The sequence below is a fragment of the Atlanticothrix silvestris CENA357 genome, from assembly GCF_016056295.1.
GTDB lineage: Bacteria > Cyanobacteriota > Cyanobacteriia > Cyanobacteriales > Nostocaceae > Atlanticothrix > Atlanticothrix silvestris.
Genome location: NZ_JAECZB010000007.1, coordinates 80,718 through 94,769, shown reverse-complemented (window position 1 = coordinate 94,769; position 14,052 = coordinate 80,718). Strand labels below are relative to the sequence as shown.

Sequence of the window (14,052 nt, the reverse complement as noted above, 5' to 3'; positions counted from 1 at the left end):
GATCGCATTATGGCGCTAATATTTCCTTCTTATAGTAAATTTAAATTTTGCATCACACTTGGGAATTATATTTGATAAATTTGAGTTTTAAATTGTTTATGAAGCTACGCTCATACATGCTTATAGGACTTTTTCTCAGCTTACTACTCAGTATCGTGCCATTTTCGGGCGATTTGATCAATGCAGCCACACCAACAGCCGTTGCACCTGTATCTGGCCTCTCACTCACCAGAGGAGTGCAAAAAACCGTATTGGACAACGGTTTAACTGTGTTAACCAAAGAAGTTCATACTGCACCAGTAGTCAGTGTGCAGGTTTGGTATAAAGTTGGTTCACGCAATGAGATTAAGGGAGAGAATGGTATTTCCCACCAGCTAGAACATTTGATGTTCAAAGGCACAACTGACCGTCCAGTACAGTTTGGGCGGCTTTTTAGTGCCTTGGGTAGTCAATTCAATGCCTTTACCAGCTATGACGAAACAGCTTACTTTGGCACAGTACAGCAAGACAAACTGGTAGCATTGTTGACTCTAGAAGCCGATCGCATGAAAAATGCTTTAATTAACCCTGAGCAACTGACAAGTGAAAAGCGGGTGGTAATTTCCGAGTTGCAAGGGTATGAAAATTCACCAAGTTATCGTCTGAGTCGGGCGGTGATGCGAGCTGCTTTTCCTAACCGAGCTTATGGTTTACCTGTAGGAGGAACGAAAGCAGATGTCGAACAGTTCACTGTAGAGCAGGTACGAAATTATTACCAAACTTACTACAGTCCAGAAAATGCCACTTTGGTGATTACGGGAGATTTTGCTACGGAACCTGTACTGAAAGCTGTGCAGGAAATTTACGGTAAACTGCCACAACGCCCTAAGACGGCTGCTACTAGAAATACTACTCCCGTAGCTACTGCTGAACCTAAAAAAGCTCCTATTGTTCTCAAAGAACCTGGAAGTGCAGCATTACTGCAAGCTGTGTATCCCTTACCAGACATTAAACATCCTGATGTCCCAGCAATTGATGTCATGGATGCAATATTGACAGGTGGACGCAGTTCTAGGCTATATCAGGATTTAGTAGAATCTGGACTCGCCAGTTCAGTTGAGGGCGGTGCAGCCGAACTGATTGAGCCGGGTTGGTATGAAATTAATGCCACAGCGGCTCCAGGTCAAGAATTAGCTAAAATTTCTCAAGTACTCCAGCAATCTTTGACAAAACTGCAACAGCAGCCAGTCAGCCCAGAAGAATTAAACAGAGCTAAGACACAACTACAAGCTTCCTTTGTACTGAGTAATCAAGATATTACTAGTCAAGCTAGCCAGTTAGGATATAACCAAACTGTAACAGGAGATTATCGTTTTATTGAACGATATTTAACAGCGATCGCCAAAGTGACTCCTGAACAAGTGCAACGAGTAGCGAAAACTTATCTCAATCCTGCCAAACAAACCATTGGCTTTTTTGAACCGACCCAACCAGATGGTCAACCCGGAACTTCCAGTGATAGTTCTGGGCGGACTGTGGAGAATTTCAGCCCTGGTAAACCTGTAGACCCAGCAGAACTTGCTAAATATCTCCCACCAACGACATCAGCTACAGATTCTACCAAGCGATCGCTACCAGAACAATTCACTCTAGCCAATGGCTTGCGAGTTCTCCTGCTACCTGACCACAGTGTTCCCACCATCAACCTCAGCGGACAAGTTGACGCAGGAAGTGAATTTGACGGTAATCAAAAAGCAGGATTAGCAAGTCTGACTGCGACCAACTTAATTAATGGAACGCAGACTAAAGATGCTTTAACTTTAGCGAAAACCTTAGAAGACCAGGGATCTAGTCTAGACTTCAGCGCCAGTCGTGAGGGAGTTAATATTAGTGGTAACGGTCTGTCAGCAAACTTACCAACATTAGTGCAAACTTTGGCAGATGTGCTGCAAAATGCGACTTTTCCCAAAGAACAGTTAGAACTGAGCCGTCAGCGATCGTTGACAAGTCTACAAGTTCAGTTAGATGATCCAAGGGGACTAGGAAGGCAAGTATTCCAGCAAGCAATCTATCCTGAAAATCATCCTTTCCATAGCTTTCCTAATGTTGAAAGCTTAAAGAGCATTACTCGTGACGATTTGCTTGGCTTCTACAAAGAACATTACCGACCAGACACAACAACGATCGCTTTAGTTGGTGATTTTAATCCAGTTCAGGTGAAAACCTTACTCAATCAGTCTTTTAGCAAGTGGCAAGCTACGGGTAAGCCGCCTGTGCTTAACTTGCCAACTGTTTCACTACCAAAAACCTCAACCCGCCTTAATAAAGAAATTCCTGGCAAAGCAGAGGCTGTTACTTACATCGGTTACAACGGTATCTCTAGAACAGACCCACGTTTTTATGCTGCACTGGTACTGAATCAGATTTTGGGTGGTGATACCTTGTCTAGTCGCTTAGGTACGGAGGTACGCGATCGCTTGGGTCTAACCTACGGTATTTACAGTGCCTTTGCAGCCGGAATCAATCCCGGCCCCTTCTTGATCCAAATGCAGACTGCTCCAGAAGATGCCCAAAAAGCGATCGCTAGCACCATTGCTTTACTTAAACAGTTGCGAGAGCAAGGAGTAACTGAGGCGGAGTTAAACACAGCTAAACGCTCAATTACTAGTAGTTATCCTGTAGATTTAGCCAATCCCAGCGATGTATCTAGCATCATCTTGAGTAATGCTGTTTTTGGGCTACCACGAACAGAAATCCGCGAGTTTCTCCAACGTGTTCAGGCAGTTACTATGGCTCAAATACAGCAAGCAATCAAAGAATTAATTCAACCAGATAACTTAGTAATTGTTACCGCCGGGTCTGAAACTACAACTCCCAAGTCTGGATCTTAAAAAACGTAGGTTTGGTTGAACAAAGTGAAACCCAATAATGACACGATTTTTAACTGTTGAGTTTCGTTCCTTAATCTCTTGCAGATGTATTAGGTGCGCTTATCCGTCCCCATAAAAATGATCTTGCTGCTTGGATTCTAAGTTGCAACTGAATCAGAGAATGGGAAAATAAGGGTAAGCGATGCCTAATTTCAACATTGCTGGACTATTTCCTCAAGATAAACAGCCAAACTGAATCATGACTTCAACCGCTTCCTCAAAAACTCGGAAGTTACCAACTCAAGCAATAGGAGCAAAAATTTTCCATTTTGTTAATATTGTAAGCCTGTTTTTGATGCTCACCAGTGGGCTGCAAATTTATAATGCCAACCCTGTTTTTGGTGGACGTGCAGGTTTACATATTCCTCCTATATTTACACTAGGAGGTTGGTTGGCGGGAGGCAGACATTGGCATTTTGCAGCAATGTGGATTTTCTCGCTGAATCTTTTATGGTATGGAATTTACGTTTTAATTACTCGACGTTGGCGACATCGGTTTGTAGGTGTCAATGACATCAAAGCATTACAAAAAAGTCAAAATTCCCAGCGCCTAATCTATGCCTGGCATCGGATTGTCTATACAGCTATTATTCCTATTTTATTGCTAGCTTTACTTACAGGTATAGGCATGTATAAGCCTGCTCAATTTCCCTGGATTGTAGATATGTTTGGTAGTTGGCAAGCCTTGCGAATTGTACATTTTGCCTCAGTCCCAATGATTATTTTATTTGTAATCATTCACTCTTTATTAGGGCGTAAAGCTGGAGGTGAGCAACTTACAGAATCGATGTTCTGGTAAATAAATAACGGTGGTAATAGTTAATTAATTAAAAATTGTAGAATATATAAAAATATGAGCTTCTTTGATAAATTATACGACAATATTCTCCAAAATCAAAGCCTACTTTTTGTAGGACTTGATCCAAATCCAGAGATGATGTCTACCGATTACGAATCTCCAGATGTCATCTCTAGCTTAGAAAATTGGTTACAATTCATTATTACCGAAACTGCTGATTTTGTTTGTGCCTATAAACCAACACTTGGTTTTTACGAAGCATTAGGTATTCCAGGATTAGAACTACTACAAAAAACTTTAGCAGCTGTTCCAAGTCATATTCCGGTTATTTTAGACGCGAAACACAGTGATTTAAATACTAGTACTATCTTCGCCCGGACTATATTTACCGAATGGCAAGTAGATGCAATTACTCTTAGTCCTTATACAGGACAGGATCATGTCGCACCGTTTTTAGTGTATCCCGACAAAGCAGTATTTATTTTATGTTGTACTTCTAATCCAGGAGCAGAAGCTTTACAACAATGTCCTACAAATGAATCTCCTCTTTATTTGCAAGTAGTTAAAGAATCAAAAAATTGGGGAACTCCAGAACAAGTAGGTTTGGAAGTTGGGACTACAAATCCTGATATTTTAGCGTTGATTCGGGCGGTTGCGCCTGAACGCATGATTTTAGCGCGTAGTATTTGGGCTGAAGGTGGTAACTTAAACCAAATTTTAGAAGCAGGCTTGAATAATAACGGTGATGGCTTGTTAATTCCTGTTCCTCAAGATATGTTGGCAAACCCTCAATTGTCTAAAGAAATTCAATCTTTACGTGCAGAAATTAATCAAGTAAGAAACAAAATTATTCATGATGCTTCTACCTGTTCTGTGTGGTTGCCTGATGTTTGTTTGTTGAATCAGCACCCCCAACATGATTTGATTTTGCAACTTTATGACCTTGGTTGCATTATGTTTGGTGAGTTTGTGCAAGCATCAGGAGCCATATTTCCCTATTATATTGACCTACGCAAAATAATTTCTAATCCCCAAATTTTTAATCAAGTTCTCAGTGCTTATGAAAAAATTTTACAAAACCTGAATTTTGACCGATTAGCAGGCATTCCTTATGGTTCTTTACCAACTGCTACTGGTTTAGCTTTGCGTCTTCATTGCCCAATGATTTTTCCCCGAAAAGAAGTAAAAGCACATGGAACTCGGAGAGTAATTGAGGGGGATTTTCATCCTGGTGAAACAGTGGTTGTAGTTGATGATATTCTCATCAGTGGTAAAAGTGTCATAGAAGGTGCAGAAAAGTTACAATCAGCAGGATTAAATATTCGCGATATTGTAGTGTTTATTGATCATGAACAGGGAGTGAATAATAAATTATTAGAAAAAGGTTATCACGGTCATGCAGTTTTGACTATTTCGGAAATTATGAATACATTGTATGAAGCAGGAAGGATTAATGAGGAACAGTTTTCAGTTTTTGCAGAGGTTTAATACTTATTCATCGTTCCCAAATCAAATTTAATTTGAGTTTCCGTCTTTGAAATTAGTTGGCTTATTTTTGATAATTGTTATACCAAATAAGATTATTAATTTAATAAATACTTCTTTAATTAATTATGAATTTATCTCTCAGTCAATTACTTAAATGGTTAATTTTGACGCTGCTATTTCCTCTCATCTTTCTCAATGGTTGGCTAGCATTTCGTTTTTTTGCTTATTTTCAACCAATAGTAACAATCTTTGTGTTAGCAACTTTGCTAGCATTCATTTTAAATTACCCTGTTAAAATTCTCCAACACCGTGGAATTAAACGGGGCTATGCAGTAGCATTAGTTTTTATCTCAGCTTTAATGATTTTAGTAGCTTTGGGTATTATTTTACTGCCTATTGTGTTAGAGCAACTTAATGAGATGGCTAACATACTTCCTCAGTGGATTGATTCTAGCAATCAAAAAATTCAAATTCTTGATGATTGGGCTGTTAACCACGGATTAAAAGTTAATTTTAGCCATATAATCAATCAAATTACAGAGCGATTACCTGATGAATTGCAAAATTCAGCTGATAATCTTGTGAGCATTATTATAGAAGCTATTGATAGTATCTCTGATGCATTAATCACAATAGTGTTCACTTTTTATCTTTTATTAGATGGCCCTAGGCTTTGGGAAGGGATATTTAAAAAGTTACCCTGGAGTTTTGCCAAACAGATAGGCCAATCTATTCAAGAAAACTTCCAAAATTACTTGATTGGTCAGGTAACTTTAGCTTCACTAATGGGATTTTCATTAACGCTGATTTTTTTACTTTTTAAGATTCAGTTTGCTTTAATATTTGGTTTAGGAATTGGGATTTTTAGTTTAATTCCCTTCGGTGATATAGTTAGTATTATTGTAATAACTTTAATAATAGCTTCACATAATTTCTGGTTAGCATTAAAAATCTTAATTGTAGCTGCGATTATTGATCAGTTAATTGACCAGGCGATCGCACCTCGTCTTTTGGGAAGTTTAACAGGACTTAGACCTATATGGGTGTTAATTGCTTTATTGGTAGGAACCTATCTCGGCGGATTGTTGGGGTTAGTAATTGCTGTACCTATGGCTGGTTTTATTAAAGATGTCGCCGATGGTTTAGATAATTTTTCTCCATCTGGTTATTCTGAAAATAATGTTAAAGGTAAAGAAGAACCAGAGATGTTAACAAAGGAATCAACATCTTAGATTCGGTTACTGAAGACTATCTGCGATCTGCGTTTCCCAGCAGCGCTTCGCGATCGCGTATTTCTTGTTGACGCATTGGCATTGCATCAATTTCTTGAAAGATCACTTCTGGCTTGACAGGGTAACTATCACTTCGCTTCGATTTACCATCCTTACCGATCAGAATTGTCCTAAACTCTTGGGGAGCAATGTTGAACTGTTTTTGCATTTGAGCAACATCTGCTTCATCAAGTGTTTTTTCCCCTGCACGACCTGCACCTTCTGTAAACATCTCAACCACAACTAAATCGCGCTCTGGAAAACCAGCTTTTTGCTCCTCAAATAATTGCATCTGCCGCTGGTAAAAATCACTAGTTTCTGAAGGGGCAAACACTAGTAAGAGACGGTTTTTCCATTGATAAGAATTGAGATTAAAAGCCATATTGTTATCTTCTACATCGACAGCAAAATTAGCAGTGGGTTTAGTTTCTGGAGAATTGACAAATGCAGCACTGGAAATTTTGACTCTACCTGACCCGCGATCAAAGAATTGAGTAAAAGTTGAGCAGCCAGTAGAATAAATCAGTAATAGTGCCAGAATTGAACTACGAATTAGCATTGTATGTACCCAGTGGCTAAAAGACAATCAGTCTCAAAGCCCAGGCTACATTACCATTCCCAAACTTAGTTCAGCCTAAAGGATGAATGTGTCTACCAAAATATTTAAATTCCCTTAAATCCCACCTCAGTTTCTACTTCTTGCTGTGCTTGCATAGAATTTACCTGATCTAAGGCAACTCTGCGACGAATCTGATACCAAGTACCTAATTGGCTAAGAAATATACCCATAAAAATTAAACTACCTCCCATATATTGAGCGAGTGTTGGAGCTTCATTTAGTATCAAATAAGCTGCTAGGATACCTATAATTGGGGTAAAAGAGCCAATTAAAGAAGCCACAGACACAGTGGAATCTCTCAAACCCTTAAGCCAAAACGATTGACCTAAAACGACAATTACGACACCATATACCAACATCCACTGCCATAAAAAAGGTGAGAATACATCCATAAAATGATCACTGCCATAAAGCACTAAAGCCAGAAAGAAAAAGATCATAGTTCCCAAGGCAGTACGAAAAATAGTGTAGATTCCTAAAGGAATAACAGAGAGATGTTTTTTGCTAATAACTGTGGCTACTGCTACAGCCACCGATCCAGATGCTGCCAAAAACTCTCCTAAACCTAAATGCAAACCCCCCATATTCATCATGGTTGCCTGTGGCGTTTGCAAAAAGATAGTGAGAGTCACTCCAATGAATGCCGCGATCGCCCCGACAATTTCCCACAAATTCACCCGTTCCCGCAACAACCAAATAGATAAAGCCAAAGTCAAAGGCGGTTCCAATCTACCGACTAAAATCACGTTATTGACGTTGCTGAGTGCCAGCGCTTGAAAAATTAAACCAGGAGCCAGCGCTCCTGATAGAATAGCTACTAGGGTCAGAATGCACCAATTTTGGCGGGAAATTTGCTTTAAAACTGCTTTGTTCCACTGTCGTCCATAGATGATTACAAGAACCATCAAAGCGCACAAATTTCCCACAAACAAAACATTGCACAAAGAAATTGGATTCCGTCCATCCATGAAATGTTGAGCGCCGATTTCCGTCAGTTTACGGGTAACTGCACCAGACGCTCCAAAGATTAGAACTGCTAGCCAAAGATAAATTTGACCAGGAATTTTAGAGGTGAGGCGATACCATCTTCTCAGACTGGTCACTATAACATCACTGCAATGAAAACGCTGTCAATCATACTAGGCTTTCCTGCTTAAGTCCAGATAAAAGGGATATGAGAAAATACTGAGATTTGACAATGCAATATGTCAAGACTAATTTCTAAAAGTCTCCCTAAATAGTAAATAGTTAAAACCTAAGCGATCGCTGGCAGTAGCAGTAATATCAGTCTCTAACAGAAATGTTGAATGTCAATAAAAAACCTATAAAAATAGCCCAAAATCTGTTGTAAGTTTCAACCTTGATTATTTTGATTTGAACGTTGACGAAATAAGCCTGTCATACTTAAGCCGGTAATCAACAAGCCGACTAATCCCAAACCATTCAAAATAGGGTAAATTCCTTCTAGATGCAAAATTTCCAATGTGTGTAGCTTGAGGATAAATGCGCCTAACTCATTTTGGTCTAACCATTCGTGAGCAATAGTAAAGCTCATACCAGTTAATACTGTCAAAAACAAAGGCAGACATAACACGATCGCAATCTGGCGATGGTATCGCCGAAACATTCGGCTCATAAACGCTCCCTAATTAACGTGAGTTTCAAAGTATCAGTTTTGCAGTATTTTAGAGCAAAATCTGAAATAACAAACTCTTAAACCTCTGTTTATAGAGCATTTACTTCATTTTGCCGAAATCGCAGGAAGTAGGAAACACAATTTTTGGAGTGGCAATACCCAAAAGTAAATTGCTTAGTGTTTACACATCATATAAAAAAATATCCCCTACCTCAGTATTAAAGTTGTTAGCAGACAACAAAGGCAAGGGTTTTATTAAATTTAATTTTGTGGAGAAAACTATTTAACAGAAACGGCATCAACATCAATGGTGCTAGCGGTAGAAGTAGAAGTAGAACCTTCTGAAGTATAAGAAACTTCAGTATCTACGTTACCCTTACGAGCTTTCCAGCCTTCAATTACTAACCCAGACACTTCAGAAACTAGCAGTGTCAAAAGAAAAACATCATCAATTTGCCCAACAATAGGCAGAAAATCTGGGGCAATATCAATGGGACTGACCAAATAAACTAGTGTTCCTAAAATTACCCACCAACGGTACTTTGGATTACGAAGCGTGTTGCGATACCAACTATAAAGCGATTGGATTGAGAATTTCATGTTTTTAACCTCCAGCTATCTTTAATTTTGACAGCTTATCCTATAAACTTCCGGTGGGAATAACCGCCCCATTTAGTCTGGAAGATGCTACTTATCATCTGTCACTGCAATTTTGCCCAAAAGTATAGTAATTACCCAAATACGAATAAACTATCCAGCAAATAACCAGTCAATATGGATGTTGATTGTATGTTTGATGTGGGAATACTACATGGGTAAATACAAACTTTCGCCTATCCACCGTTATTTGACTGGTAGTTGGCCAGGTGAAGCAATTAGCAGAATCAAAATTGAACCTACCGATGAAAAGGCATTATTCCAACCAAATTAAAGCTTTACCATTACAGATGGTGCTGATTATTCCGTTTGTTTTACAAATTTTTGGAGCAGTGGGTTTGGTCGGCTACTTGTCATTTAAGAATGGGCAAAAAGCCGTAAATGATTTGGCAGACCAGTTGATGCAGCGAACCAATAGTATGGTGCATCAACATTTAGAATCTTATTTATCTATTCCCCACAAGGTGAATCAGATTAATGCTGATGCAATTGAGATGGGACTATTGAATGTAAGCGATCGCAAAACTATAGGCAAGTATTTTTGGAAACAAATGCAGGCTTATGACCTAACTTATATCGGCTTTGGACTAACAACGGGTGAAGGAGGAGGAGCCGCCCGTTATGATGGTAAAACTATCACGATTGATGATTGGGGTTCCAAGCCACCTAAAAACTGGTACAACTATGCCACAGATAATCAGGGCGATCGCACCCGTGTCAATGAGAATGGTGATTGGGACAACTTCAAAGAAACTTGGTACACCGAACCTGTAAAAGCTCGTAAACCCTTATGGTCAAGGATTTACTCCATAAATTATCCCAATCATCCATACATCGTTGCTTCCGCGGGTCGCCCCATCTATGACGCACAAAAGCGATTGTTGGGGATGGTCGGTGTAGATATTCATCTATTAAAATTGAGCGAGTTTTTGCGGCGTTTGGATGTCAGCCGTTCTGGACAAGTTTTCATTCTAGAACGCAATGGGATGCTAATTGCCAATTCTAGTCCTCAGCAACCCTTTACTCTAGTAAATAACGATATTCAGCGATTAAAAGCCACCGACAGCACAGACTTGGCAGTTCAAGGCATTGCTAAACAAATTCAGCAAAAATTCAATGGATTTAAGTCAATTACCGAAGCTACAAAACTTAAGCTGGATTGGCAAGGAGAAACAAATTTTGTCGATGTCACTCCTTGGCGTGACCAATATGGATTGGATTGGCTAGTAGTGGTGAGTGTGCCGGAAGATGCTTTTATGGCACAAATCAACGCCAATACTCAAACTACTATTTGGTTTTGCCTAGGAGCATTAGGCGTGGCAACCCTCATGGGTTATCTTACCTCCCACTGGATTACACAGCCGATTCTACAAATGAGCTGGGCAAGTGAGGCAATGGCTTCTGGTAATTTAGACCAAACTTTAGAACTCAAAAACATCCGAGAACTGAATATACTTGCCCAATCCTTTAATCACATGGCACAGCGATTGCGCGAATTTTTTACGGCGTTAGAACACAGTAAGGTAGAGTTGGAAGACAGGGTAGAAGAACGCACCGCCGAACTCAAAACCGCCTTAAGCGAATTGCAGCGTACCCAAGCACAAGTGGTTCAAAGTGAAAAGATGTCTAGTTTGGGTCAACTGGTGGCAGGTGTTGCACATGAAATCAATAACCCAGTCAACTTTATCCACGGCAATATTACTCACCTGAACGACTACACTCAAGATTTGCTGCGGATGATTGACCTCTACCAACAACGTCATTCCAGCAACGACCCAGAAGTACAAGCGCTAGCCGATGAAATCGATTTAGAGTTCTTAATTGAGGATTTACAAAAGGTGCTGTCTTCTATGAAGATGGGTACTGACAGAATTCGTAACATTGTGCTATCACTACGCAACTTTTCTCGTATGGATGAAGCAGAATTCAAAACTGTTGATATTCATGAAGGAATTGAAAGTACATTGTTGATTCTGCAATATCGTCTCAAAGACAAGCCAGAACGTCCGGCAATTCAACTGATTCGAGACTATGGCAACTTGCCTCAAGTAGAATGCTATCCCGGACAACTTAATCAAGTGTTGATGAATATTTTAGTGAATGCCATTGATGCTCTAGAAGAAGTAAACGCTAATCGCACCTATCAGGAAATAGAGGCAAATCCCAGCCAAATTACCATCCGTACCTCAGTTAGTGATTCGCAGTCAGTGGAAATTGCGATCGCGGATAATGCAGAGGGAATGCCAGAACACGTTATAAACCGCATCTTCAATCCCTTTTTTACTACCAAAGCTGTAGGCAAGGGAACAGGTATGGGTATGGCAATCAGCTATCAAATCATCACCGAAAAACATGCTGGTAAATTGGAATGTATTTCTAAACTGGGTAAAGGAAGTGAGTTTATAATTCAAGTCCCAATCCGCCAGCAAATTTGTGTAGCTGTCTAATAATCCACATTGGCTTTTGAATTTATCAGCAAATTTATTTTTTGGAAGTCCCTCATTTTGCATTAATCTCTAGAATTAAAATGCTTTAGCGCATTTGTTTTAGGATATGGAGGGAGGAAACTTAAACAGTGGATATTTTAGATCTTTTTCAAAAGGGCGGGCCAGCGATGTGGCCTCTGCTCGTACTATCAATTTTGTCTATAAGCGTAATCTTTGAGCGTTTGTGGTTCTGGTTGCGAATTTTGACTCAGGAAAAGGAAATAGTTAATCGTGTTCTGGATGCTGCCCATGATAATTGGGAAGTAGCTGCGGAAATTGCTAGACAGGCAACAGATCAGCCCGTTGGGCGATTTCTCTTTGCTCCGTTACGCTTGCCAAAAAGTAATGCGGAAACTTTTCGACTGGCGTTAGAGTCCACAGCAGAGGATGAACTGGCTGGGATGCGGCGGGGCGAAAAACTTTTAGAAGCGGTGATTGCACTTGCGCCACTCTTAGGATTGTTGGGTACAGTTCTGGGTTTGATCCAGTCTTTGCGTTCAATTCGGATTGGCGATTTGGGAACTGAATCTACAGCTGGGGTAACTACTGGTATTGGTGAATCCTTAATTAGTACGGCAGCGGGGCTAATAGTTGCCATCATCAGTTTGGTATTTTACCGCCTATTTCAAAGTTTTGTAGTCAACCAAGTCAAAGTTTTCCGCAAGGCAGGAAATGAAATGGAATTGCTCTATCACCAGTCCCCGCCTAATTTGAGCAGTACCTCAATAATCGTCCAAGAAGCTTCACGCGACAGCTTTAATCCGCCCCGTAAGCGAGGCAGGAATCAGTTTCCTGAGCCACCTGCACCCCCAAATGCTCCTGATTCATTAGACTCCTGACCCAAGCGTAAGAGTAAGACGATGAAAGTTAATTTACATAGTCCAATTGAAGAAGCCCAAATTCAAATCATCCCTTTAATTGATGTCGTTTTTTGTATTCTGACGTTTTTTCTGTTGGCTGCTTTGCAATTTACTCGCCAACAGGCAATTAATGTTGATTTACCTAAAGCTAGTACCAGTACAGCCGCTGGCATAACTTCACAGAGTAGTAGTCAAATTGTGACTATTGATGCTGTCGGCAATACTTACATAGAAAAACAGCCTGTAAAACGAGAAGAGTTGGCACAGAGGTTAAAGCAATATCTTCAAGAAAATCCTAATGGTGTCGTGATTTTAAATGCATCACGCACAGCCACTTACAACGATGTCATTGAAACGTTGGATATATTGCGACAAGTAGGAGGCGATCGCGTATCCTTGGGAATTATACCTGGGCCGTCTCAATTACCCACATCTTTACCTAACCCGCTTACAGATCCTTATTTCCCGATTAATCCTGGAGTCGCGCCTGCACCTAATACTGCACCGGTTCCGGGGATAAATCCACAAGGCGAAATTCCTTTACCTCCTAGTGAGCAAGGTATTAGTCCTGCCACTCCTGGCATTCCTAGTATACCAGTGCCTCAAACACCTGTAGCACCCGAAAACACTAATCCTACTCCTTAGAATAGGAGATAGGAAAATCAGGGAAGTAGGGGGAGACAAATTAATTTTCTGATCTCCCTTATCTCCCTACATCCTTCAAGCTTCTTTCTAAACCTAAAGATATACGAAATAAATTCTGAATAGAGAAAAATACCTGCTAATTTACAAATAATTGGTTGAGCTTCAAATGCCAATCGCCAATTCACGTTTCAGGGATTGTGGCTAATGAGTGCAATTGTAACGCTTTTAATTGTTTGGATAGTAACGTCTATCAGCTTACTAATTATCAGTAAGTTACCTTTGGGAGTAGAAGTTGATACTCCCCAGAAGGCCTTTTTCTCGGCAGCAGTTCTAGGTATTATAACGACCGTAGTTAGACCGATTTTACGCTTAGTATTTGCCGTACCAAATTTACTTACCTTCAACTTGCTATCCGGCATTTTCACATTTATGATTGCCGTTGTTTGTTTTAGTCTTGCGGCTTGGTTAGTAGATGGTTTTCGCCTGCGCTTTGGCATTTGGAGTGCTATGCTAGGGGCTTTTGCACTCACTATCATCAACAGCTTGATTTACAGACTATTAGGTGTATAGACATAAAAGTCCATAGCCCATAGCCCATAGTCGATAGTATAAGATTTTGCACTACTGACTACTGACTACTGACTACTGACTACTGACTACTGACTACTGACTACTGACTACT

12 protein-coding genes are annotated in these 14,052 nt (G+C 40.1%); 8 read left to right on the top strand and 4 right to left on the bottom strand.

All coding sequences use genetic code 11. The features are described from left to right. Positions 1 to 116 precede the first annotated feature (116 nt). The 4 genes from I8751_RS05555 to I8751_RS05540 all read left to right on the top strand — a co-directional run bounded on the left by I8751_RS05555 (position 117) and on the right by I8751_RS05540 (position 6,428). On the top strand, positions 117 to 2,870 hold the full coding sequence (locus I8751_RS05555; protein WP_225893974.1) for a M16 family metallopeptidase: 2,754 nt from the start codon (positions 117 to 119) through the stop codon (positions 2,868 to 2,870). 238 nt (positions 2,871 to 3,108) lie between these two features. After that, positions 3,109 to 3,708, top strand: coding sequence for a cytochrome b/b6 domain-containing protein (locus I8751_RS05550; RefSeq protein ID WP_214438169.1), 600 nt, complete (start codon positions 3,109 to 3,111; stop codon positions 3,706 to 3,708). A 54-nt stretch (positions 3,709 to 3,762) separates the two neighbouring features. Further along, positions 3,763 to 5,196 carry a bifunctional orotidine-5'-phosphate decarboxylase/orotate phosphoribosyltransferase gene (locus I8751_RS05545; RefSeq protein WP_214438168.1) on the top strand — a complete coding sequence of 478 codons (1,434 nt, stop codon included), beginning with the start codon at positions 3,763 to 3,765 and terminating at the stop codon, positions 5,194 to 5,196. A gap of 125 nt (positions 5,197 to 5,321) precedes the next feature. After that, positions 5,322 to 6,428, top strand: a complete 1,107-nt coding sequence (locus I8751_RS05540) for an AI-2E family transporter (protein ID WP_214438167.1) — start codon at positions 5,322 to 5,324, stop codon at positions 6,426 to 6,428. A 16-nt stretch (positions 6,429 to 6,444) separates the two neighbouring features. Here the strand turns inward: I8751_RS05540 and I8751_RS05535 are convergent, their stop codons facing one another. The 4 genes from I8751_RS05535 to I8751_RS05520 form a co-directional block, all read right to left on the bottom strand. After that, positions 6,445 to 7,026 carry a DUF4174 domain-containing protein gene (locus I8751_RS05535; protein ID WP_214438166.1) on the bottom strand — a complete coding sequence of 194 codons (582 nt, stop codon included), beginning with the start codon at positions 7,024 to 7,026 and terminating at the stop codon, positions 6,445 to 6,447. Between the two features lie 104 nt (positions 7,027 to 7,130). Then, positions 7,131 to 8,189 (bottom strand): DMT family transporter, encoded by a 1,059-nt coding sequence (locus I8751_RS05530; RefSeq protein ID WP_214438165.1) that lies wholly within the window; start codon positions 8,187 to 8,189, stop codon positions 7,131 to 7,133. 251 nt (positions 8,190 to 8,440) lie between these two features. Further along, complete coding sequence (locus I8751_RS05525; RefSeq protein WP_214438164.1) at positions 8,441 to 8,722, bottom strand: peptidase; 282 nt, start codon at positions 8,720 to 8,722, stop codon at positions 8,441 to 8,443. Positions 8,723 to 9,001: 279 nt separating this feature from the next. Next, positions 9,002 to 9,322 (bottom strand): YkvA family protein, encoded by a 321-nt coding sequence (locus tag I8751_RS05520; protein ID WP_214438163.1) that lies wholly within the window; start codon positions 9,320 to 9,322, stop codon positions 9,002 to 9,004. A 302-nt stretch (positions 9,323 to 9,624) separates the two neighbouring features. Between I8751_RS05520 and I8751_RS05515 the strand changes: the two genes are divergently transcribed. From I8751_RS05515 to I8751_RS05500, 4 genes are all read left to right on the top strand, one after another. Continuing rightward, positions 9,625 to 11,826 (top strand): ATP-binding protein, encoded by a 2,202-nt coding sequence (locus tag I8751_RS05515; protein ID WP_214438162.1) that lies wholly within the window; start codon positions 9,625 to 9,627, stop codon positions 11,824 to 11,826. Between the two features lie 128 nt (positions 11,827 to 11,954). Further along, complete coding sequence (locus tag I8751_RS05510) at positions 11,955 to 12,704, top strand: MotA/TolQ/ExbB proton channel family protein (protein WP_214438161.1); 750 nt, start codon at positions 11,955 to 11,957, stop codon at positions 12,702 to 12,704. A gap of 21 nt (positions 12,705 to 12,725) precedes the next feature. Next, a complete protein-coding gene (locus I8751_RS05505; RefSeq protein WP_214438160.1) occupies positions 12,726 to 13,370 on the top strand; it encodes an ExbD/TolR family protein in 645 nt (214 codons plus the stop codon). 204 nt (positions 13,371 to 13,574) lie between these two features. Beyond that, the gene (locus tag I8751_RS05500; RefSeq protein WP_214438159.1) at positions 13,575 to 13,940 is read left to right on the top strand and encodes a phage holin family protein; all 366 of its coding nucleotides are present in this window, start codon (positions 13,575 to 13,577) and stop codon (positions 13,938 to 13,940) included. Positions 13,941 to 14,052: the final 112 nt, after the last annotated feature.

Excerpts from the sequence above, each read along its gene's own strand:
- I8751_RS05550 (WP_214438169.1), top strand. The coding sequence starts at position 3,109 with ATGACTTCAACCGCTTCCTCAAAAACTCGGAAGTTACCAACTCAAGCA.
- I8751_RS05525 (WP_214438164.1), bottom strand. The coding sequence starts at position 8,722 with ATGAGCCGAATGTTTCGGCGATACCATCGCCAGATTGCGATCGTGTTA.
- I8751_RS05535 (WP_214438166.1), bottom strand. The coding sequence starts at position 7,026 with ATGCTAATTCGTAGTTCAATTCTGGCACTATTACTGATTTATTCTACT.
- I8751_RS05545 (WP_214438168.1), top strand. The coding sequence starts at position 3,763 with ATGAGCTTCTTTGATAAATTATACGACAATATTCTCCAAAATCAAAGC.
- I8751_RS05520 (WP_214438163.1), bottom strand. The coding sequence starts at position 9,322 with ATGAAATTCTCAATCCAATCGCTTTATAGTTGGTATCGCAACACGCTT.
- I8751_RS05505 (WP_214438160.1), top strand. The coding sequence starts at position 12,726 with ATGAAAGTTAATTTACATAGTCCAATTGAAGAAGCCCAAATTCAAATC.
- I8751_RS05500 (WP_214438159.1), top strand. The coding sequence starts at position 13,575 with ATGAGTGCAATTGTAACGCTTTTAATTGTTTGGATAGTAACGTCTATC.
- I8751_RS05515 (WP_214438162.1), top strand. The coding sequence starts at position 9,625 with ATGAAAAGGCATTATTCCAACCAAATTAAAGCTTTACCATTACAGATG.
- I8751_RS05540 (WP_214438167.1), top strand. The coding sequence starts at position 5,322 with ATGAATTTATCTCTCAGTCAATTACTTAAATGGTTAATTTTGACGCTG.
- I8751_RS05555 (WP_225893974.1), top strand. The coding sequence starts at position 117 with ATGCTTATAGGACTTTTTCTCAGCTTACTACTCAGTATCGTGCCATTT.